The 19,849-nt window shown below is 57.9% G+C and carries 16 protein-coding genes and 1 tRNA gene; 5 read left to right on the top strand and 12 right to left on the bottom strand.

Annotated elements, in window-relative coordinates; all coding sequences use genetic code 11:
- Positions 1-8: 8 nt before the first annotated feature.
- The 4 genes from HBN61_RS15385 to gabD form a co-directional block, all read right to left on the bottom strand.
- Entirely contained in the window at positions 9-1,223 is a 1,215-nt protein-coding gene (locus HBN61_RS15385; protein WP_169964656.1) for a response regulator, read from the bottom strand.
- A gap of 144 nt (positions 1,224-1,367) precedes the next feature.
- A complete protein-coding gene (gene gabT / locus HBN61_RS15380) occupies positions 1,368-2,651 on the bottom strand; it encodes a 4-aminobutyrate--2-oxoglutarate transaminase (protein WP_094993294.1) in 1,284 nt (427 codons plus the stop codon).
- 8 nt (positions 2,652-2,659) lie between these two features.
- Entirely contained in the window at positions 2,660-2,791 is a 132-nt protein-coding gene (locus HBN61_RS22680; protein ID WP_262373531.1) for a hypothetical protein, read from the bottom strand.
- A gap of 36 nt (positions 2,792-2,827) precedes the next feature.
- Positions 2,828-4,270, bottom strand: coding sequence for an NADP-dependent succinate-semialdehyde dehydrogenase (gene gabD, locus HBN61_RS15375; RefSeq protein ID WP_070411468.1), 1,443 nt, complete (start codon positions 4,268-4,270; stop codon positions 2,828-2,830).
- Positions 4,271-4,617: 347 nt separating this feature from the next.
- Here gabD and HBN61_RS15370 point away from each other — a divergent pair.
- The 4 genes from HBN61_RS15370 to HBN61_RS15355 all read left to right on the top strand — a co-directional run bounded on the left by HBN61_RS15370 (position 4,618) and on the right by HBN61_RS15355 (position 8,961).
- A tRNA-Arg gene (locus HBN61_RS15370) sits at positions 4,618-4,694 on the top strand.
- A 242-nt stretch (positions 4,695-4,936) separates the two neighbouring features.
- Positions 4,937-5,455: an RNA polymerase sigma factor gene (locus tag HBN61_RS15365; protein ID WP_249275345.1), complete on the top strand. Its 519-nt coding sequence runs from the start codon at positions 4,937-4,939 to the stop codon at positions 5,453-5,455.
- 10 nt (positions 5,456-5,465) lie between these two features.
- Positions 5,466-6,398: a FecR family protein gene (locus HBN61_RS15360; protein WP_094993310.1), complete on the top strand. Its 933-nt coding sequence runs from the start codon at positions 5,466-5,468 to the stop codon at positions 6,396-6,398.
- Between the two features lie 115 nt (positions 6,399-6,513).
- The gene (locus HBN61_RS15355; protein WP_249275346.1) at positions 6,514-8,961 is read left to right on the top strand and encodes a TonB-dependent receptor; all 2,448 of its coding nucleotides are present in this window, start codon (positions 6,514-6,516) and stop codon (positions 8,959-8,961) included.
- A 70-nt stretch (positions 8,962-9,031) separates the two neighbouring features.
- On the opposite strand, the gene HBN61_RS15350 is transcribed toward HBN61_RS15355, so the two are convergent.
- The 7 genes from HBN61_RS15350 to HBN61_RS15320 form a co-directional block, all read right to left on the bottom strand.
- Positions 9,032-10,510, bottom strand: coding sequence for a YdgA family protein (locus HBN61_RS15350; RefSeq protein ID WP_170047085.1), 1,479 nt, complete (start codon positions 10,508-10,510; stop codon positions 9,032-9,034).
- Positions 10,511-10,647: 137 nt separating this feature from the next.
- Positions 10,648-11,292: an NADH:ubiquinone oxidoreductase subunit N gene (locus tag HBN61_RS15345; protein WP_094993297.1), complete on the bottom strand. Its 645-nt coding sequence runs from the start codon at positions 11,290-11,292 to the stop codon at positions 10,648-10,650.
- A 107-nt stretch (positions 11,293-11,399) separates the two neighbouring features.
- On the bottom strand, positions 11,400-12,845 hold the full coding sequence (locus HBN61_RS15340; RefSeq protein ID WP_094993298.1) for an efflux transporter outer membrane subunit: 1,446 nt from the start codon (positions 12,843-12,845) through the stop codon (positions 11,400-11,402).
- Entirely contained in the window at positions 12,842-13,744 is a 903-nt protein-coding gene (locus tag HBN61_RS15335) for an efflux RND transporter periplasmic adaptor subunit (protein WP_094993299.1), read from the bottom strand. The genes HBN61_RS15340 and HBN61_RS15335 overlap by 4 nt, the downstream gene beginning before the upstream one ends.
- On the bottom strand, positions 13,741-13,950 hold the full coding sequence (locus HBN61_RS15330; protein ID WP_047272783.1) for a DUF1656 domain-containing protein: 210 nt from the start codon (positions 13,948-13,950) through the stop codon (positions 13,741-13,743). Before HBN61_RS15330 ends, HBN61_RS15335 begins: the two co-directional genes overlap by 4 nt.
- The gene (locus HBN61_RS15325) at positions 13,947-16,037 is read right to left on the bottom strand and encodes an FUSC family protein (protein ID WP_170047083.1); all 2,091 of its coding nucleotides are present in this window, start codon (positions 16,035-16,037) and stop codon (positions 13,947-13,949) included. The genes HBN61_RS15330 and HBN61_RS15325 overlap by 4 nt, the downstream gene beginning before the upstream one ends.
- Positions 16,034-16,465 carry a MarR family winged helix-turn-helix transcriptional regulator gene (locus HBN61_RS15320; protein ID WP_094993301.1) on the bottom strand — a complete coding sequence of 144 codons (432 nt, stop codon included), beginning with the start codon at positions 16,463-16,465 and terminating at the stop codon, positions 16,034-16,036. The genes HBN61_RS15325 and HBN61_RS15320 overlap by 4 nt, the downstream gene beginning before the upstream one ends.
- Positions 16,466-16,906: 441 nt before the next feature.
- Between HBN61_RS15320 and HBN61_RS15315 the strand changes: the two genes are divergently transcribed.
- The gene (locus tag HBN61_RS15315; RefSeq protein ID WP_169964672.1) at positions 16,907-17,605 is read left to right on the top strand and encodes a GntR family transcriptional regulator; all 699 of its coding nucleotides are present in this window, start codon (positions 16,907-16,909) and stop codon (positions 17,603-17,605) included.
- A 47-nt stretch (positions 17,606-17,652) separates the two neighbouring features.
- On the opposite strand, the gene HBN61_RS15310 is transcribed toward HBN61_RS15315, so the two are convergent.
- Positions 17,653-19,530: a methyl-accepting chemotaxis protein gene (locus tag HBN61_RS15310; protein WP_169964673.1), complete on the bottom strand. Its 1,878-nt coding sequence runs from the start codon at positions 19,528-19,530 to the stop codon at positions 17,653-17,655.
- Positions 19,531-19,849 lie beyond the last annotated feature (319 nt).

The raw sequence follows: 19,849 nt of genomic DNA, 5'->3' as shown, positions 1-19,849 counted from the left end.
GCACAAGCTCAAGACTTTTTAAGCAGACGCTCCAGCTCCGGCACGCCAACTTTCAACAGGCGTGCCGTTTTGCTTTTAGCCACCTCGTTCACCCCTTCGCCAGGCTGCAAGCTGGCCACCTGCCCCGCCAGATTCATCAGCAAGGCTTCCCGCGAATACACCCCGCCACCCAAGTGATAGATCGCCGCGATCAGCTCGCGCAGCTCCAGCGGTAAACGCCAACGGGTGCGCAACGCCGAACCATAGGCCGCGCCGAACTCAGCCAGCGACTCGTCAATGGCTTGAGTGTCCAGCGCGCCACCGGCCTGCTGCCACTCCTGCAAACAGCGTAATAACGCCAGATCTCCCAGCCGATGCAGTAACCCGGCGCAGTAGCAGCGCTCCTGATCCAGCATCAACAGGCGAGCCAACGTGCGCCCGTATTCAGCGGTGTGCAGCGACGCGTTCCAGTAATGTTCCGCGTAATCAGCCAGGCAAGGGTCGCTGAGACGAGCGCTGCGTTTGAGGGTCAACCCGAGCACCAGATTCATACTTTGCGCCGGCCCGAGGCGTTGCAACGCCTGCGCAAGCGTCTGCACCGGACTGGCCTGATGCTGGGCTGCGCTGTTGGCGGCCGCAATCAGCACCGCCGTAATTTGCGGGTCGGTGCGCACCTCTTGCTCAAGCAGTTTCAGGTCCAGGCCACCCGGATTGAGGCTGCGCTTGACCGCCAACTGCACGTCGGCCAGCAAAGGCGCGCCATCCGATGAGGCACGCCGGTGTTCCAGAAACCGCGTGAGGGTCATACCGGGGGTCAACGCCGGAACGTCGCACGCCACCTCTTGCCCCGCGCTCAGCAGCAGGCCTTGCAATCGCTGTGTCAGACCGGGCATGTCCAGCGGTTTGGTCAGGTAAGCCGTGGGCACCAGTGGCAAGGCTTCCCGCACGCTGGCACTGTCGTTGCGATTACTCAACAAGATAAACGGCAAAACAGGGCTTCGCCGGCGCTGACGCACGTGGCGCAACAGATCGAGACCGCTGACGCCAGAGAGGTCCCAGTCAGCGATCACCAGGTCGTAGCTCTTTTCGCCCAACAGTGCGATCGCCTGCTGACCTTCGCCACATACATCCAGTCGCGCGTCGCAACGCACACTCAGTACCACTTGTTTGAGCAGATCCCGAGACCACGGGTCGGTCTCGGCAATCAGCACGCTCGGCGCAGTGGACACATCAACAGCAGTCATGAATACGCTCCGGGGAATGTCTATGCACCTTAGTCAATGCCGCGCGTCGGATACAGGCCAAATGCCCTAATTGCGCTTTACAGACGCAAAAAAACCGCCGAAGCGGTTTTTTTGTGTCACGTATCACAACTTACACGCCAAGACTCACGCCAGTTCAGCGAAGCACTCTTCGATGATGGCCAGGCCTTTGTCCAGTTGTTCGTCAGGCGAGGTCAGCGGCACCAACACCCGCAATACGTTGCCGTAAGGACCGCACGACAACAGGATCAGACCTTTCTCACGCGCTTTGGCGACGACCTGTGCCACGGCCGCTGCGTTTGGTTTGTGGGAGTCGCCGCCTTCAAACAGCTCAACCGCGATCATGGCACCCAGTGCGCGAACATCACCGATGACCGGGTACTTGGCCTGGATAGCCTTGAGGCCGGTAACCAGACGCTCGCCCACCGCTTTGCAGCGGTCCAGCAAGTGTTCTTCTTCAAACACGTCCAGCACAGCCAACGCAGCCGCACAGGCAATCGGGCTACCGGCATACGTGCCACCCAGACCGCCCGGTGCGATGGCGTCCATCAGCTCGGCCTTGCCGCACACACCGGCCAGCGGGAAGCCGCCCGCGATGGATTTGGCAAACGTGGTCAAGTCGGCAGTTACGCCCATCTGCTCCATGGCGAAGAACGTACCGGTACGCCCTGCACCGGTCTGTACCTCATCCGCGATCAACAGGATGCCGTGCTTGTCACACAGCTCGCGCAGGCGCGCCATGAACGCTTTCGGCGCCACGTAGAAACCACCTTCACCCTGTACCGGCTCGATGATGATGGCGGCGATGTCTTTCGGCTCGGCATCGTTTTTGAAGATGCGCTCGATGCTGGCGATAGAGTCGTCAACGCTGATGCCATGCAGTTCGCACGGGTACAGCGCACGGAAGATCCCGCCCGGCATCAGGCCCATGCCGGCCGAGTAAGGCACGACTTTACCGGTCAGGCCCAGCGTCATCATGGTACGGCCGTGGTAGGCGCCGGTGAATGCAATCACACCCGCACGACCCGTGGCGGCGCGGGCGATTTTCACGGCGTTTTCCACGGCTTCAGAACCGGTGGTGACCAGCAAGGTTTTCTTGTCGAAATTGCCCGGCACCTTGGCGTTGATTTTTTCACACAGCTCAACGTAGGGCTCGTAGGCCAGTACCTGGAAGCAGGTGTGGGTCAGTTTGGTCAGTTGCTCTTGAACAGCGGCAACGATTTTCGGGTGCAGGTGACCGGTGTTGAGTACGGCAATACCGCCTGCGAAGTCGATGAATTCACGACCTTCAACGTCAGTCACGGTCGCGTTCTTCGCAGACTCGGCGAAGATCGGGTGAATCTGGCCAACACCGCGCGGGACAGCGGCTTCACGGCGTTTCATCAGGGATGCGTTGGTCTTGTTGCTCATGGGTGTCCTCATTCGCCGCTCATCAAACGGCGTGGTTCAAGGCTGACGCGCCGGGGAGACAACCAGGCCAGCATGCGATGATCGACTGGCATGGCGCTCCCGGCCACAGGAATTAACACGTTGAAACGCAGAGGAAGCATCGCTCTCGTGCCCCCTCTGCTGAACCACCCGCCGGGTTAGATCCCCAGGCAGAGATATTTGATTTCCAGGTAGTCTTCAATGCCGTATTTGGAGCCTTCACGGCCCAGACCCGACGCCTTGATACCGCCGAACGGGGCGACTTCGTTGGAGATCAGACCGGTGTTCACCCCGACCATGCCGTATTCGAGGGCTTCCGCCACACGGAATACACGGCTCAGGTCGCGGGCATAGAAGTACGACGCGAGACCGAATTCGGTGTCGTTGGCCATGGCGATCACTTCGGCTTCGTCTTTGAAGCGGAACAGTGGCGCCAGCGGGCCAAAGGTTTCTTCCTTCGCCACAGCAGCATTTTTTGGCACGTTTACCAGAATGGTCGGCTCAAAGAAGCTGCCTTCCAGGCTGTTGCCACCAGTCAATAGCGTTGCGCCTTTGCTCACGGCGTCTGCAATGTGCTCTTTGACTTTGGCCACGGCCTTGTCATCGATCAGCGGCCCCGTGGTGGTGCCTTCTTCCAGACCGTTACCGATCTTCAGCTTGCCCACAGCCGCTTTGAGTTTTTCGGCAAACGCGTCGTACACCGAATCCTGAATGTACAGACGGTTGGCACAGACGCAGGTCTGGCCGTTGTTGCGGTATTTGGAAATGATTGCGCCTTCAACAGCCTTGTCCAGGTCTGCGTCGTCGAACACGATAAAGGGCGCGTTACCCCCCAGTTCCAGCGAAACTTTTTTAATGTCCTTGGCACATTCAGCCATTAGCTGGCGACCGATCTCGGTCGAGCCGGTGAAGGACAATTTGCGCACGATCGGGTTGCTGGTCAGCTCGCCGCCGATGTCGCCAGCGCTGCCGGTAACCACGCTCAACACGCCCTTCGGAATGCCTGCACGGTGCGCCAGCTCAACCAGTGCCAATGCGGAAAAAGGTGTTTGCGAAGCAGGCTTGATGACCATGGTGCAACCGGCCGCCAGTGCCGGGCCTGCTTTACGCGTGATCATGGCAGCCGGGAAGTTCCACGGCGTGATCGCGGCGGTAACGCCAATGGGTTGCTTGATCACGATCAGGCGTTTGTCCGGCTGGTGACCCGGAATGACGTCGCCATAAATACGCTTGGCTTCTTCCGCGAACCACTCGATGAACGACGCGGCGTAAACAATCTCGCCTTTGGCTTCGGCCAGCGGCTTGCCTTGCTCCATGGTCATCAGGCGACCCAGGTCATCTTGATGTTCGATCAGCAACTCAAACCAACGGCGCAGTTTAGTGGCACGCTCTTTGGCAGTCAGGGCACGCCAGGCTGGCAGCGCCTTATCGGCCGCCTCAATGGCGCGGCGGGTTTCAGCGGCGCCCATCTTTGGCACAGTACCGAGAATTTCACCGGTGGCCGGGTTATTGACCTTGATCGTCTGGCCGCCGTCGGCGTCTACCCAAGCCCCGTCGATATAGGCTTGCTGGCGGAACAACTGTGCGTCTTTGAGCTGCATGTGGGCTTTCCTTAACAGCACCGCGCGGACGCGGAGCAAATTATTGAGTGTAGAAAGGCGCCAGAGGTGGCTGCCGTCAGGAAGTCATTCACTGCCAAAGTGTTCAAAAAACGCACAACACACACGGCGTGCGGTTTAGCACTCAGACAAGAGCGTTTGAAATCTCAAACGAATCCTAGGAGCAAAGGGGGTAAAGGACAATAGGTTGTTCGAAAAAAAGAACAAGCGGCTATTAAACCCCCTTTCTCGCACGGCCCCCATTAATAGCCCATATCGGCGCAAGAAACACCCGCTCAATCAGCGGCATGGACGGGTGACACGCAGATGAGTATTATGGCGCCCGCGTCGCACCAGTAGCTCAGCTGGATAGAGTACTGCCCTCCGAAGGCAGGGGTCGTGGGTTCGAATCCCGCCTGGTGCACCATTCTTCTTTCCCTTGTTCAAGGGAACCGCTTTACCCCTCCGTTATTTATTCGCTCTCCTGCAAGTCATCGCTTGATGCATTGCCGCGACTGAGCTTGCCCCCTGACACGATTAGAAAGAAGGGTGTGCTGCATTCTGGCGTCCTCCCTTTCAGTGGCGTACATGGCGGGTCATTGCGCCGGGGCGCGCAATCATGAATGATACGGCTTCTCATTCACGCTATTGCCGCTTGAGTCTCTGTTGATGCCCTCGCCTTCTCCTTCCCGTTTGCTGGCCAGTTTTCAGGAGCATTACGACGATCTGTTGTCGTTCCTGACCCGCCGCCTGCGAGACCGTCACCGGGCGGCGGATGTGGCGCAGGAAACGTGGATCAAATTGGCGAAGATCGATCCACACTCAATCACTGTGCAAAATGATCGGCACTTTATTTTCAAGGTCGCGGGCAATCTGGCCATTGATACGCTACGGATCGATCAGCGCCAGACCCGTAATTTGAGCGCCGAGCCTCCGTCGGTGGAACTTGTGGATCCGGGCTTGCCGCCTGAAGGGCTGCTGTTGGCCAAGGAACGCATCGGGATTCTCGACCAAGCATTGCAGCAGTTATCGCCCAACGCCCGGCAAGCGCTGCTCATGAGCCGCATCGACGGGATGACCCAAGCCCAGATCGCCGCTGAGCTGGGCGTGTCGCCAAGTATGGTGGCAAAATACATCGGCCAGGCGTTGCGCCACTGCCGTGACTGGCTCAAACACAACCATGCCTGAGCCCGCCGCAATGCCTCCTTGCCCCCCCTCCGACGATCTCGACGATCAGGCCATTGATTGGCAAACCCTGCTGCACTCGGGTGAAGCCACGGCGCGTCAGCGTCTGGCGTATGTTCAGTGGCAGCACACAAGCCCCGCCCACAAAGCGGCTGCTCAAGAGGCCGAAGCGCTGTGGGCAGACATCGGTTTGACCCCAACGGCTCACACTCACGTCGTCACACCTCGCCCGCGCCGCAGGGCTGCACGCTGGGCCAGCGGGGTGGCGGCCGGGCTGGTGCTGGCAGTGGTCGGTTATGGCGGCGCCGAGGCTGTGCCGGGCTGGTTCGACACCCATCACACCGGCGTTGGCCAGCGCCAGCAATGGGTATTGAGCGATGGCTCACGGGTCACGCTCAACAGCGCCAGCGCAATTACCGTCGACTTCAATGAACACCGCCGCACGCTCTCACTGCGCAAGGGCGAAGCCTTGATTGAAGTGGCTGAGGACCCGTCGCGGCCTTTTATCGTTGAGGCTGGCGCCGATCGGGTGCAAGCCAAAAGCGCTACCTTTAGCGTGCGACGCGAATCGGATCAAACAAGGGTGCTAGTGGCCACCGGCGCTGCGCAGGTCGAGCATCAGGCTCAAACACTGGAGCTGCGAACCAATCAGTTAGCGGTGTACCGAGCCGGGCAAGCGCTGGCCGAGCGCGATCAGGTGGACGCCCATGCGCTCACAGCCTGGCATCGCGGCAAACTGATCTTCAATCGTAAACCGTTGCAAGAGGTGCTGGCCGAGCTGGAGCGCTATCAATACGGGCGCATCGTCCTTCCTGATGCCAGCCTCGGCGCGTTGCAAATCAGCGGCGTGTTCGACCTCAACGACCCGCAAAACCTGCTGCATACCCTGGAGCAACGTTACGGGCTGAACATCACCTATTTGCCGTTTGTGGCGTGGGTGCGCTGAAAATAATTCTTCGCGGGCACTGCAAGATCCGCTCGGGCATATCGTCGTAGTAAGACTGAGAGCGAAATACGTTCTCATTTGCGACATAAAAACCCGAAGAAGGATTGAAAACGCGATGGTCGAGCACGTCAAAAAGCCGCGTAGTGCACAACGTAAAGAACAGCGACTGCGTCAGGTGTTGATCGCCACCACCTTGTTCGCCAGCTTGGGCGGCACCGTGCAGGCCACGGCTCAGACAGCGACGGCACAAGACACAGCCATCAGCACGCGTCAGGTCACTGTCAGCGTCCCGGCTCAAGACCTCGACCAAGCCCTTACCCAGTTCGCCGACCAGGCCGACTTGCACCTGCTGTTCACGTCTGCTGAAGTCGCCGGTCTGCACAGCCCGGCGTTGCAAGGCCAGATGAGTGTCGCGCAGGCGTTGCAGACCTTGCTGGCGGGCAGCGGCCTGAACTGGCAGTTCAGCGATGCACGGACGGTGACCCTGCACAAGCCGGAAGCGCCCGCCCAAAGCCTGCAACTCAAAGCACTGCAAGTCAGCGTCGGCGCGCGCACCAGCACAGCGATCAGCGAAATTCCGGGCACCGTGTGGGTGGTCGACCACGTGCAGTTGCAAGAACAGCTCGACACTGGCGTCACCCTGAAGGAGGCCATCGGCAAGCTGGTACCGGGGCTGGACCTGGCCCCTGAAGGACGCAGTAACTACGGGCAAAACATGCGCGGGCGTAACGTGCTGGTGATGATCGACGGCGTCAGCCAGAACAGCTCGCGCGGGTTGTCGCGACAATTCGACAGCATCTCGCCGTTCAACGTGGAGCGGGTCGAAGTGTTATCTGGCGCCAGCGCGCTGTACGGCGGCGGTGCCACGGGTGGGATCATCAATATCGTGACCAAAAAAGGCACCCCCGGCCCGGCTCAATTCGAAACCGAACTGTCAGCCACCAGTGGCTTCAACAACAGCGATGACCTGTCCAGCCGCATCTCGCAATCGGTGAGCGGCGGCACGGAACGCATCTACGGCCGGCTGGGGATTTCCGGCGAGCAGAACGAAGCCTTTTACGATGGCAAAGGCGATCAGGTGTTTATCGACAACACCCAGACCGACCTGCAGTACAACCGCACCCTTGACCTGATGGGCAGCCTCGCGATCAAGCTCGACGATGAACAGGACCTCGACCTGCTGGCGCAGTATTACGACTCGGGCAACCACGGCAACGTGGGCATTTACTTCCCCAACCTGCACGACAAGGCCCCCTCCAACCTTGAAGATGCCGAGATCCGCAGCGGCTATGACACCGACCTTAAGCCGCGCTCCAAACGCCTGCTGTTCAACGCCAACTACCATCACAGCGACGTACTGGGTCAGGACTTCTACCTACAGGGTTCTTACCGCAAGGAGGACAACAACTTCTTCCCGTTTCCTTACTACAACACTGCCAAACCCCAAGGCTCAAAAGGCGTTTACTTTGCGGCATCGCAGCAAAACTTTGAAGTCACCAGCCTCAAGGCGCTGTTCGCCAAGCAGTGGGACCGCTTGAAGCTGACGTATGGCGTGGACCTGGATCGCGAGCGTTTCAACGCCGAGCAAAGCGTATTTGATTCGGCCATTTCCTCGCAAAGCGGCGGCCTTGATCTGGTCACCCAGAGCAAAGCCCCGCGCTATCCCAGCTACCGCGTGGACGGGCATTCGGTGTACGCGCAACTGGACTGGAAACTCACTGACGCCCTGACCCTGTCCGGCGGCGCGCGGCGCCAGCAAATGGACGTGGAGGTGGGCGTATTCAAGAATGTACCGGGGGGCAGCAACGACTACGCGGTCAATCTGTTCAACCTGGGCACCATTTACGACTTCCAGAACGGCCACCAGACCTGGATCAACTACAGCGAAGGCTTCGACCTGCCGGATCCGGCCAAGTACTACGGCAAGCCGGGTTTGAGCGTTAAAGATAACCCGCTGGCCGGTATTAAAAGCCGTCAGGTTGAGACCGGGTGGCGTTTCGCGGATGTGGATTGGGATGCGCAGGCCGCGGTTTATTACATCTGGTCGGACAAGGTCATCACCACAGATGCCGCCACACTGACGATTGATGTAACAGACAAGAAGAGCCGCGACTTTGGGTTCGAAGGCGCGTTGACCCGTCACTTCAGCGACGGCTGGGAGGTGGGTGGCACCTTGCACATGGTGCGTTCAGAGGAAGAAGACGCTAACGGCGACTGGATGAAGCGCGATGCGCGTTACGCATCATTGTCCAAATCCACCGCGTTCGTGGGATGGCACGGAGATGGACGTAACGTACGCCTGCAAGGCAACCATGCATTCACCCTCAAGGACGATGCCGACCACACAATCAGCGGCTACACCACGTTCGATTTAATGGGCAGCCAAGAAACCGGATTTGGCACGTTCAGCGCGGGTATCCAGAACCTGCTCGACAAGGAATACAGCACCGTGTGGGGCCAGCGTGCAGCGCTGTTCTACTCGCCAACATACGGACCGGAATACTTGTACGACTATCAGGGCCGCGGTCGGACCTACAGCCTGACGTGGTCGATGGCGTATTGACGCATCGTGTTGCACGGCAGCGGCGACAGGTTTTCTGTCACCGCTGACGAGGCATGAGGCGCTGGGGTAATTACTGAATCGGCGCGTTGAAGCGCAGAGTCATTTGGTTGATGAAGTCTTCAAGGCTCATTTTCTGGCCGTTGAAATCCACGTTGCCTGCCGCGTAGTCAAGCGACGCCACAATGTTGTCGCCTTCCACTTTTGCCAGCCCGGCACCCACAGCGATGTTGCTGACCATGTCGCTGGTCATGGTGCCAACCTGCGCCAGGGTCTGCGGGTCGGTTTGGCCTTCCAGTTGCGCCTGTACACCGGCGAGGTCGGCAATCATCGGCTTGGACAGCTGCAACTTGGCTACCAGCGAGGTCAGCAGTTGCTTGGTGATTTCCACCGGCGGCTGATCAAGGGCAGCAGGCTGAGCCAGTGCAACTGCCAGGTTGAACTCGCTTTCGCCATTCGGCGTTTTCACCGTCAGCGTCTCGACCGCCATGTGCGGTTTACCCGCCAGCAACGTATCAAGATTGGTTTGTAGCTGGGTTTGCTCGGCCGGGGTCAGCTCAGTCGCGGGCAGTGTGCCGTCAGGTTTAGGCTGAAATTTGGTCTGGTAAATCTGCAACATCGATTGCATCGCAGGGATGTCCAGGCTGCTGGCGCTCAAGACCAGTTGTGCACTGCCGACCGGGTTGTTGTTGAGCGAAACGTCACCGACTTTGTAGTCCAGTCGCCCTGACAACAACTTGCCTTTGGCCGAGGTGGAGCCGGTGTATTCAAAATTATTGACCTTGAGCACCGATTGGCGATTGCCGAAGGTAAACCGGGTTTCATTCAAATTGATAAAGTTCTGACCCAGAAAGAAGCCAAATTCACTTTTGTCCAGGTCACTGGCCACGGTCAGGCCGTTCAGCTCAATCAACAAAGGCGGTTTGTTCAGCGACACGGCATGCAGTTTGAAGTGATCCATGTAGCCTTTGCCTTTGAGGTTTTGACCGTCGGCACCGGACGTCCCTTCCATGGTCATGCCCGAGAAGCTGAGGCTGGAGTTTGCGTCCAGGGCGGCTTCGAGCGGCAGAAACTCCATACGGCCTTCAACCGAACGGTTGTAATTCAGTGTGACCTGGCCTTGCAGCGGCGATTGGTCCTTGGCAGCAGCAAACCACTTTTCAGTGAACGGTGTTTTTTCCAGCGCATACGTGGTCGTTGCCATGACTGGCATCCACTTGAAGGTTTTGAGGCGCGACCACGGCAACGGACCATGCTCGATGTCGGCCACGAACAGCAACTCTACAGGCTGGGCATCCGGCCCGGCGGAGTCATCCTCAACCTTTACGCGATAGTGGGCGGTGCTGTTGTAGAGGTGACGGTCAAGTGAGACCAGTTCGACCGAGCCGTGGGTTGGCGTACCTTGCAACTGAGACGCCAGTTCCTTGTTGGCCTCCTGAATCGACGTTTGCAACACGCCTTCCAGTTTGGTGCCGGTGTACCACGCCCCAGCGGTATTCAGAGCACCTGCAATAACAACAATCCCTACTAACACGCCTAATGGTTTATTCATCAGTTGACCCGTTCAATGTCCGTTGTGTTGAAAGTAAAAGCGGTCTTTGCCAAGCCCGTCATGGGCCGAAAAGTGGCAGCAGGGTATCACTGGCAACTTGCCACACGCTTCTTTCGGACATTTTCAGTCATGAAAATTCATGCTGGGCGGGCCAAGAGACGCTCTATTTCATCCAGGCGATGATCGAAATTCTTGAGGATGGCGCTCCAGGTGTACACCAACACTTCCAGGTCATGATCTACGCAGATTTCTCCCACGGAATTCACAGACGAATCTGAGTAATCCAACTGATACCGCTCTCGGGCCATGGCAGCGGCTACGTCAGATAACTCGCGTGCGTTATCGAGCCACTGACGCTCTTCCGAGGGCAAGGCTTTATCGAGTTGCAGGCATTGAGATTTGAGGGCATCAAGGCTTTTTTCGAGTGGCGTTCCGGTCAGTTCTCCCATGAACGCTTCAAACGTGCGCCCCGGCTGCCAGTAGCTGCCCCAGAAGTAGCGATCGAAGACTGTTTCGACGCGGCGTAATGCGATTTTGGTGTCCCAGATCAGAACCCGGGTCTGACCGGCTTCAACCTGACGCTTCTTGATTTGCCGGGTTTGCACCAATGCCCAAGCCACCACAGCAATAGCCAATACCGCAATCAATGCACTGGCGCTGTCCAGGAAGAACAACGCCTTGTCGATCTGGTGCGCCAACATGATGCCGTAGAAGTACGTAGCAGACAGCAGCACCACCGCGACGACCGCACACCAGAAACCGGGAGCATAAGGGTTTTTCATTATTAGAATCCCCATCGAGCCATTTTGCGCGATGGGGAGGGGCTAAAAGTGTCTCGACGCCCTGAGCCATCGTTTTGATACCGACCTCTCAGAGCATAGCAACGCCATCAGGGTTTGGCGTGGGTCGCCGCTTGCGTTCGTCCGCTTTCCCAGCCACCACCGAGGGCCAGAAACAAGTCGATCTGGCTCATGGCAACCTGAGTGTTGGCCGCTGACAATTGCGCGCGCATATCCGTGTAAACCCGGGTCGCTTGCAGGTCCGCCAGGAACGACTCGCGCCCCGCCTGAAAGAATTGGTGGGTTTGGTCGGCGGCTGTCTTGGCTGATGCTTCTGCTTCGGCCAAGGCATCGCGGCGCTGCAACAACGCGGTGTATTGCACCAGACTGGTCTGGGTTTCGCGGATCGCGTTTAGAACAACGCCGTCGAACTTGGCCAGCGCACCTTGGGTGGCGGCTTCGGCTTCACGGATACGCGCACGCGAGCCGTTTGTAGGAATAGTCCAACTTAACAGCGGGCCAAAGCCCCAACGATTGGTCGGCGCAGTGCCAAGGTTGTCGATGATGCCAACAGTGCCAATGCTCGCGCCGATGCTGATGTCGGGGTAAAGGGCGCCTGTGGCCACGCCGATCTCGGCGGTGGCTGCCGCCAGATGACGCTCGGCCTGACGCACATCGGGACGGCGCTTGAGCAGCGCGGCACCGTCACCCACGGGCAACAATTGCGCGATCTGCGGCAACTCGGCGCAAGTGGCTACGCCCGTGGGCAGTTGGTTCAGCGGTTTGGCCAGCAACATCGATAGACGAAACAGCCCGGACTGGCGCAAGGCTTCGTAGCGAGGCAGTTCGGCGCGCAACGATTTGAATTGAGTTTCAGACCGCGTGACCTGAGTTTCGTCGCCGCGCCCTGCATCGCGCAGTTGCTGGGTCAATCGCGTGCTTTGCGCCTGCAGCTGGAGTGACTCTTCAGCAATGTGATGCTCCTCGTTGGCCGCGCACACTTGGGTATACGCCCGTACCACGTCTGCCACCAAGGTGATACGAGCAGTGTCAGCGGCGGCCTGGGTGGCGTCAGCATTGGCCTGTGCCGCCTCGATACCGCGCTGCAAGGTGCCCCATAAATCGAACTGATACGAAGTGCTGATGCCAAGGTCGCCTACGTTGGCCACAGGCACCTTGTCGGCCAACAGGAACGCTTCGCCAGACTCCTGCAAGCGCTGGGCGCCCGCCTTGGCCGAACCGCTCCAGCCGCCCGCTGATTGCGCTTGCTCAACCTGAGCCCGTGCCCGCGACAGGTTAGCGGCTGCAACGCGCAGGTCCGTGTTGGAGGCGAGCGCCTGACGCACCAGCTCGTTAAGCTTCGGGTCCCGATAGAGCTTCCACCAATCGGCAGGCACGGGCGCCGACATCACGTTGGCCCCCTCGCCCGCAAACCCTCCCTGCAAATCGGGGCGCTGCAGCGCGGCGTCTTTAGGCAGGTGATAGTCCGGCCCCACCAGTTGGCAGCCGGACAGCAACAAACCCAGCCCCACGGCCGCCAGGTGAACCGCTTTCATTGCGCTTGCTCCTGCGCAGGCGTGGTTTTGGGTGAGTCTTCGATAATCGAAACCGTGGCGGTTCGCCCGGCGATCATACGGAAATCTTCCGGCACTTCGTCGAACACAATGCGCACCGGAATGCGTTGTGCCAGCCGTACCCAGCTGAACGCCGGGTTGACGTTTGGCAGCAGGTTCTGGCCGCTGCTGCGGTCACGGTCTTCAATGCCCGCGACAATGCTCTCGACATGCCCGCGCAAACGCGCATTGTCACCCACCACACGGATATCCACGCTCTGGCCGACGTGAATACCATCGAGTTTGGTTTCTTCGAAATAGCCATCAATATGAAATGAGCTGCTGTCGACAATGGATAACACCGGCCGCCCGGCTGTGACGAATTCGTTGACCCGCGGCGCCCGGTCGTTGACATACCCGTCCACCGGGCTGCGCACGACGGTGCGGTCAAGGTTGAGCTGAGCGCTATCCACCGCCACTTGGGCCTCGGTGAGCGCCGCTTGTGCACGCATTTCGCGGGACTGGCTTTCTTCCAGTTGCTCGCGGGCGACCAGATTGCCCAAGCCTTTGTTACGACGACTTTCACGCTGGGCCTGGGCCAGGGTTTCCTTGCGATCGGCCAGGGTGGCTTGGGCCTGGCGCAGCGCCAGCTTGAAGCGTTCCTGGTCGATCACAAATAACACCTGATCACGGGTGACCGGCTGGTTGTCACGCACCTCAACCTGTTTGATCAGGCCCGAGACATCGGGGGCAATCTGCACGATGTCGGCACGGATGTGGCCGTCCCGTGTCCACGGCGCAAACATGTAGTACATGGTCATGCGCCAGACCACGACGCAGGCAAACGCCACCACCAGCAAGGTGAGAACGACGCGGCCCAGGGTCAATAACGGTTTTTTCATGTCATCAAATATCGACTTAACGAATCCACAACGCCGAGAAGCAGAGCGTAGAGACCGACGTTGAACAAAGCCCGGTGCCAGACCAGGCGGTAAAAGTGCACACGCGTCAGAACCGCGTGTACCACCAAAAACAGTAAATAGGTGATGCCCATCAACACCAGAAAGGTAGGCAGGAACACGCCGCTGATATCCACATCCCCGATCATAGCGGTGCTCCATCAATACCTTGTACGTGCGGCTGGGGCAGGTCGTCGTTGTCAACGATAAATTCGACGCCGGGCAACAGGGCCAGCCGCAGACCGCTTAGCGCGTGCAACAAATGAACACGGGCATCACTTTCGTCCTGCAAATCATTGGCATTGAGGGCGCGGCGCGTTCGGTCCATGGTCATCTGTAACCCTGCAGGAACAGGCAGGCGTTCACCGGCCATCAGGCAACTGCGAAAGTAATCCCCTACGTCACTGACCACTTGGCGCAGCAGCAGTTGCGGGCCGCCGGTCACACGAGGTGCATACGCAAGCAAGTCCAGCAGATTAAGCGCGACGCGCAACTCGCGTACCGCAATGCCGGTGTCTTGCCCGGTCATGGCCAGGCGCGGCAAATGCTGCATCAGGCGATCAAGCATTTGCGCCCCCATTTGCCGGTGTTCGGCCAGCGTCGCGGGTTTGGTGAGCCGTACAATATCCCGCCAGCTAAAACGGGTTAGGCGCTTGGCCGCCAGCTCAGCACCGAACGGCCGGGCGATCAGCGTCCACACAAATGCAAACAGCAAGCCGATAGGGCCTGCAAGGTTGGCATTTATGAACACCATGAAGTCCGCGTCGTAGGCGCCCTGAATGCTGATAAAAGAGGCAGTGTTCACAATCGTCAGTAACGTGCCCAGGTAGAAACGCGGCTGCACGGTGAGGGTGCCGACGCAGATAAAGGGCACAGCGAACGCCAGAACCAACATGGGGAAATCATGCAGGTTGGGCAAGATCACAAAGAGGTACAAACTGGCAAACAGTACCGACAGCGAGGTCCAGAAAAAGAAGCGGTAGATTTGCGGGGCCGGATCGTCCATCGCAGCAAAGAAACTGCAGGCTACAGCGGCCAGAATCACGGCACTCGCCCCGTCTGTCCAGCCCAGCAAAATCCACAACACGCACGCCACCACGATGGCGGTCACAGTCGAGAACGCCGAATAGAGCATCAGGCCGCGGTCCAGAAACGGCGTCAGGCGACCCAGCCGCCAATGTCGATACACCGCGCGCCAGACATCTTGATTTCCCGTCGTAATGGCCTGCTGCAAACTTCTGCAGTCTTGCCATAGATCGATCCACTCACCCAAGCGGTACAACACGTTGGACAACAGCAGCTGACGCCGATCATCCAGCGCCGCCGCGCTCGGTTGCAGGGCCTCAAGTTCGTGGCGCAGGGCCTTCCAGTGCTCAATAGGCGCGCCTTCGCGGGTGCTTTCAAGCCATTGTTGCGCGCGGTCGAGCAGTGGCGTGACTTGCTCTACCAGCTCGGGCGTGCGCCGCTCAAGGGCGTACAGCGCGTCGTCCAGTGCATCCACGACAGGCAGCAAGTGAATCATGCGCCCGCGCAATTCTTTGGTGTTACGCACGGTTTGCGGGTGCGCACCTTCATGGGGTAATTGGCCGATCATCAGTTCAAGGGTGTTGAACGTGGCCACCATCGAGGAACGCAGGCCGCTGACCTTATTGGGCTCTACATCTCGGGCCAGAAAGTGTTTGCTGTAGTTGGCCGCATCACCAAACCACTTGCCCGCCGCATCAATGAACACGGGGGTCAGGCGGCGCGGCCAGAACATGCTGCCCACGACGGCGGCGCAGACGATGCCGAGCATGATTTCTTCGGTCCGCGAAATGGCAATGTCGAAGACGTTGAGCGGGTTATCCACAATCGGCAGTGCGATCATCGGCATGGTGTAGCCCGCCAACATGAACACGTAGCTGTTGGCGGTGCGCAGATGGAGCGACAGGAACAACAGAATGCCGGTCCAGAGCGCAATGACCAGTACCAGTAAAAACGGTGTCTGGACGAACAGCGGCACAAAGAACACGGCTGCCGATGCCCCCAGCAAAGTACCCAGGGCGCGGTACACGGCCTTGGAGCTGGTAGGGCCTACGAAGGGGCTGGAAACGATATAAACCGTTGCCATCGCCCAATACGGGCGCGGCATTTCCATGAGCAGGGCGATGTACAACGCGATCATCGATGCGGCGAATGTGCGTACGCCGTAAAACCAGTCGCGTGCAGGCGGCATGCTGCTGAAGAAGCCGTTCAAGAAGCAGCCCCATCAGGCAGTTGGCCAGCCGCTTCGAATGCCTGGATCACTCGCAACGCGGCTTCTTGATCGGCGACTGGCACATTGGCCAGCGCCGCACGGCGCAATTGAACCAACTGCGCCTCAATGGACTGCGCAAGAGCACGCCCGGAGTCTGTCAGGCTTAACGTTTTGGCGCGGCGGTCACTGGCGTCCTCGCAACGGCGGACGTAGCCGTCTTTGCACAACTGATCAAGCAAGCGCACCAACGATGGGCTTTCCATACCGGCTGCATGGGCCACAGTAACCTGCCGCACACCCTCGCCCAGGCGGCCGATAATCAGCAGCGGCATGGCGCAAGCTTCGGAAATTCCGTAATTGACCAGCGTGGTCTGGCACACGCGACGCCAATGGCGGGTCGCGACCACCATGCCAGTGCTGATGCTCATTTGAAGTGAATCAAGGGTGTCAGACAAGAGAAGCGTCACATAATGTTAGTTTGCTAACTATTAATTTTGCGCGGCGAGTGGGTTTCAGTCAAGAGTGTTGCAAATTAATTCTTAAACAGCGCGCTGACTGCACCTTTGCGCACGTGCCTGGCCGTGCCTAGGTGAATATAGTCGAGCCTGAGTAAACCGAAGCCCTGTTACTCAGCCTTGCTGCAAATGATCGCCGGTCGTGGTGGTACCAAAAACAATGAAATGGCGAGTTATCCCGCGTGAAGGTCTTCTGACAGACAGTCTGTAAGACAGTTCTGAAATTCGATATGGATGGACTCACCTGTCGTTACGGTAAACTTGTTGTTACAGGATTTGACAAGGATTTGGTCTGTACCTACCTTCATTTGGATCCAAACAAGCAAGCTGAATGTCATACGCAGGTGCGCGAACGTGGCCGTAAAACGAAACCCTTTAAGCAGCATTGAAGTTCATGGCCCTGTAGCAGCTCATCAAGCTCGCGCGGTAATCGAAGAGTCATTGCGTAATGCCATCCTCGACGGGCGTCTGCCATGCGGTACGGCGATTCGCCAAGAGGCGCTGGCCGATCTGTTTGGTGTGAGCCGCATGCCGGTGCGCGAAGCATTGCGCCAACTGGAGTCCCAAGGCTTATTGCATGTAGTGCAGTACAAAGGTGCAGTGGTGGCGCCTTTGATTGAAGACAATTCACTGGAGTCCTACGAGCTGCGCTTGTTGTTGGAAGCCGAGGCATTGCGTCAGTCTGTTCCGTTACTGGATGACCAGGATCTGGCAGCCGCATCGGGATTTATCGAGGCGATGGAAGCCGAAACTGACTTGAGCAAAGTCGGCACCTTGAATCGGCAGTTTCATCAGGCGCTCTATAACAAAGCATCTAACAAGAAGCTTTTGGCTTTGGTTGATGCCGGACTGATTGAGGAAGAGCGTTTTCTTCGCTTTAATCTTGAGCAAATGAATCTCGGCCCTCTGGCTCAAGACGATCACCGCACCCTTTTGCGTCTCGCCCGGGCAAAAGAGGTCGAAGCCTGTGTGGCCGAGTTGGGGCTGCATTTGCAGCGCGCGGTCAGCGCCATCACTGAGTATCTGGACCGCCGAAAAGCAAAACAGCCCTGACGTTTCAAACGACAGGGCTGTGGACAAAGCGATTGCCAGCTTGTGGGTCAGATTTTGAAACTGTCGACCAATTGCTTCAGTCGACTCGCTTGCTGCGACAGCGCATCACAGTCCTTGAGCGTTTCATTAAGATTGACCACGCCTTGTTGGTTCAACAGGTTGATCTGGTTGATATCAACGTTGAGGGTTTCAACTACGGCGGTTTGTTCTTCAGTGGCAGCGGCCACTGACTGGTTCATGCCGTCAATCTCTTCAATACGTTGAGTGACGCTGATCAAGCGTGCGCCCGCCTGGTTAGCCACTTCCACACTCTCCTCACTGGACACCTGACTGGCATTCATGGTGGTCACCGCTTCCCGCGAGCCCACTTGCAAGGAAGTGATCATTTTATGGATCTCTTCTGCCGACTCCTGCGTGCGATGTGCGAGGTTGCGCACCTCATCGGCCACAACGGCGAATCCGCGCCCAGCTTCACCTGCACGTGCCGCCTCAATCGCCGCGTTAAGGGCGAGCAAGTTGGTTTGCTGGGAGATACCTTTAATTACATCCAGGATATGACCAATGTTGTCAGTGCTAGCGTTCAGGGTTTCAATCTGGGCACACGACAAGCTGATTTTTTGCGACAACTCAGTCATCGCTTGAATGGTTTGCTCAACCACCTGACGGCCATCATCGGCCTGTTCGCTTGCTCCGCTGGCGTGTTGTGACGCATCAGCCGCGTTACGTGCAATTTCCTGGGTTGCAGCGCCCAGTTCGTTAATCGCCGCGGCCACGCTGTTGGTCCGTGCACTTTGTTCGTCAGAACCAATGATCGACGCGTTAGACGAAGCCATCACTCGTTGGGACAAATCATGGACTTGACGTGTTGCCGAAGAAACTTCCGAAATCGATGCGTGAATACGTTCTACAAACTGGTTGAAAGAACTGGCGAGCATCCCAAACTCATCCTTGCTTTCGATTACCAGACGACGAGTCAAGTCACCCTCGCCTTGTGCAATGTCTTGCATGGCTCGGCCCATGGTGGTCAAAGGGCGCATAAGGAACTGAATCAACAGGCTAAGCAGAACTGCAATCACAGCCACTGCGATAAACATGGCTATAAACGCAGAGGTGCGGAATTTAGAAAGTGGGGCGTAAGCTTTCTCTTTGTCCAGCGACTGACCGATATACCAATCAGCAGGTAAACCGGTTACCGGTGTGAAAGACATAATCCGCTCATGTCCATTCACGCTGACTTCCTGAATACCCTTCTCAATTCGCAACGAGCTGGATGGGTAGATGTCTTTCAGGTTTTTCATGACCTGATCTTTTTCCGGGCTTACGATGATCTGGCCATCGCCGCTCACCAGAAACGCGTAGCCAAGGCCGCCCGAATCCACGGAGTTGATAATTTTCACCAGGCTGTCGAGGCTCAAGTCCCCACCTACCACACCGAGTAACTCGCCATCTTTTTTCACAGGCATGGCGATGGTCACGATCAAGCCGCCTACCGCTGCCATGTAGGGCGGCGTAAGCATGGTCTTACCGGCACTTACACCTTGTTTGTACCAAGGACGTTCACGCGGGTCGTAATCGTCTGGCATCTTGGCGTCAGGGCGCTGTGTAAATACGCCGTTCGCTTGGCCAACGTAGGTGAACTGAAAATTCGACGTTAACGCAGGCTGATCCACCAATCCGGCCAAATCTGCTTGCTTGCCTTGGTGGGCTACGTTTTGTGCGAGGCTTTCGAGTACTAGAATTCGGCCACTCAGCCAATTCTGAACGCTGCTGGCAGTCAGGTTCCCAGCTTGTTGCACCGAGGACTCGATGTTTTGCTTGATGGTGTTTCGCTGCAGGTAGTCGTTGTACAAAGTGAACAACGCAAACGCCAGAACCACGACGCCTGAAGCGGCCAGAAGGATTTTATGGCTGAACTTGAGATTCATTTCATGGGACTTCTTATGCCGAGAGTGGGGATGCGTACGGGTGCAACCTTCCATGTAACAGCGCAGGCAGCCTTTTCAACCGGCAGCTCTACTTAGCACGCATTGCTCAAGAGGCTGTCGGCACCAATCGCGGAAAACTTAGCCATTTGTGATGGCATTTTGTTTAATCCGACGAAAGTCGATGGCAAGGTGTGTTGGCGCTGATTGAAAACTGACCCACCCTGCCGATTGAAAATTGACCCAGGACGGATTGCTGATTTCTGTCCCAGCAATTGTGGATAAGCTTAGCAGCAGTGGGCCGATTCAAGACGCATCAACC

Origin of the sequence: Pseudomonas sp. WS 5071, from assembly GCF_012985765.1 — a bacterium.
Taxonomy (GTDB): domain Bacteria; phylum Pseudomonadota; class Gammaproteobacteria; order Pseudomonadales; family Pseudomonadaceae; genus Aquipseudomonas; species Aquipseudomonas lundensis_A.
This window is presented reverse-complemented; position numbering and strand designations above follow the sequence as displayed.

What these genes read in the sequence shown, in the direction of transcription:
- HBN61_RS15385 (WP_169964656.1), bottom strand. Translation starts at nt 1,223, where the DNA reads ATGACTGCTGTTGATGTGTCCACTGCGCCGAGCGTGCTGATTGCCGAG.
- gabT (WP_094993294.1), bottom strand. Translation starts at nt 2,651, where the DNA reads ATGAGCAACAAGACCAACGCATCCCTGATGAAACGCCGTGAAGCCGCT.
- HBN61_RS22680 (WP_262373531.1), bottom strand. Translation starts at nt 2,791, where the DNA reads ATGCTTCCTCTGCGTTTCAACGTGTTAATTCCTGTGGCCGGGAGCGCC.
- gabD (WP_070411468.1), bottom strand. Translation starts at nt 4,270, where the DNA reads ATGCAGCTCAAAGACGCACAGTTGTTCCGCCAGCAAGCCTATATCGAC.
- HBN61_RS15365 (WP_249275345.1), top strand. Translation starts at nt 4,937, where the DNA reads ATGCCCTCGCCTTCTCCTTCCCGTTTGCTGGCCAGTTTTCAGGAGCAT.
- HBN61_RS15360 (WP_094993310.1), top strand. Translation starts at nt 5,466, where the DNA reads ATGCCTCCTTGCCCCCCCTCCGACGATCTCGACGATCAGGCCATTGAT.
- HBN61_RS15355 (WP_249275346.1), top strand. Translation starts at nt 6,514, where the DNA reads ATGGTCGAGCACGTCAAAAAGCCGCGTAGTGCACAACGTAAAGAACAG.
- HBN61_RS15350 (WP_170047085.1), bottom strand. Translation starts at nt 10,510, where the DNA reads ATGAATAAACCATTAGGCGTGTTAGTAGGGATTGTTGTTATTGCAGGT.
- HBN61_RS15345 (WP_094993297.1), bottom strand. Translation starts at nt 11,292, where the DNA reads ATGAAAAACCCTTATGCTCCCGGTTTCTGGTGTGCGGTCGTCGCGGTG.
- HBN61_RS15340 (WP_094993298.1), bottom strand. Translation starts at nt 12,845, where the DNA reads ATGAAAGCGGTTCACCTGGCGGCCGTGGGGCTGGGTTTGTTGCTGTCC.
- HBN61_RS15335 (WP_094993299.1), bottom strand. Translation starts at nt 13,744, where the DNA reads ATGAAAAAACCGTTATTGACCCTGGGCCGCGTCGTTCTCACCTTGCTG.
- HBN61_RS15330 (WP_047272783.1), bottom strand. Translation starts at nt 13,950, where the DNA reads ATGATCGGGGATGTGGATATCAGCGGCGTGTTCCTGCCTACCTTTCTG.
- HBN61_RS15320 (WP_094993301.1), bottom strand. Translation starts at nt 16,465, where the DNA reads ATGAGCATCAGCACTGGCATGGTGGTCGCGACCCGCCATTGGCGTCGC.
- HBN61_RS15310 (WP_169964673.1), bottom strand. Translation starts at nt 19,530, where the DNA reads ATGAATCTCAAGTTCAGCCATAAAATCCTTCTGGCCGCTTCAGGCGTC.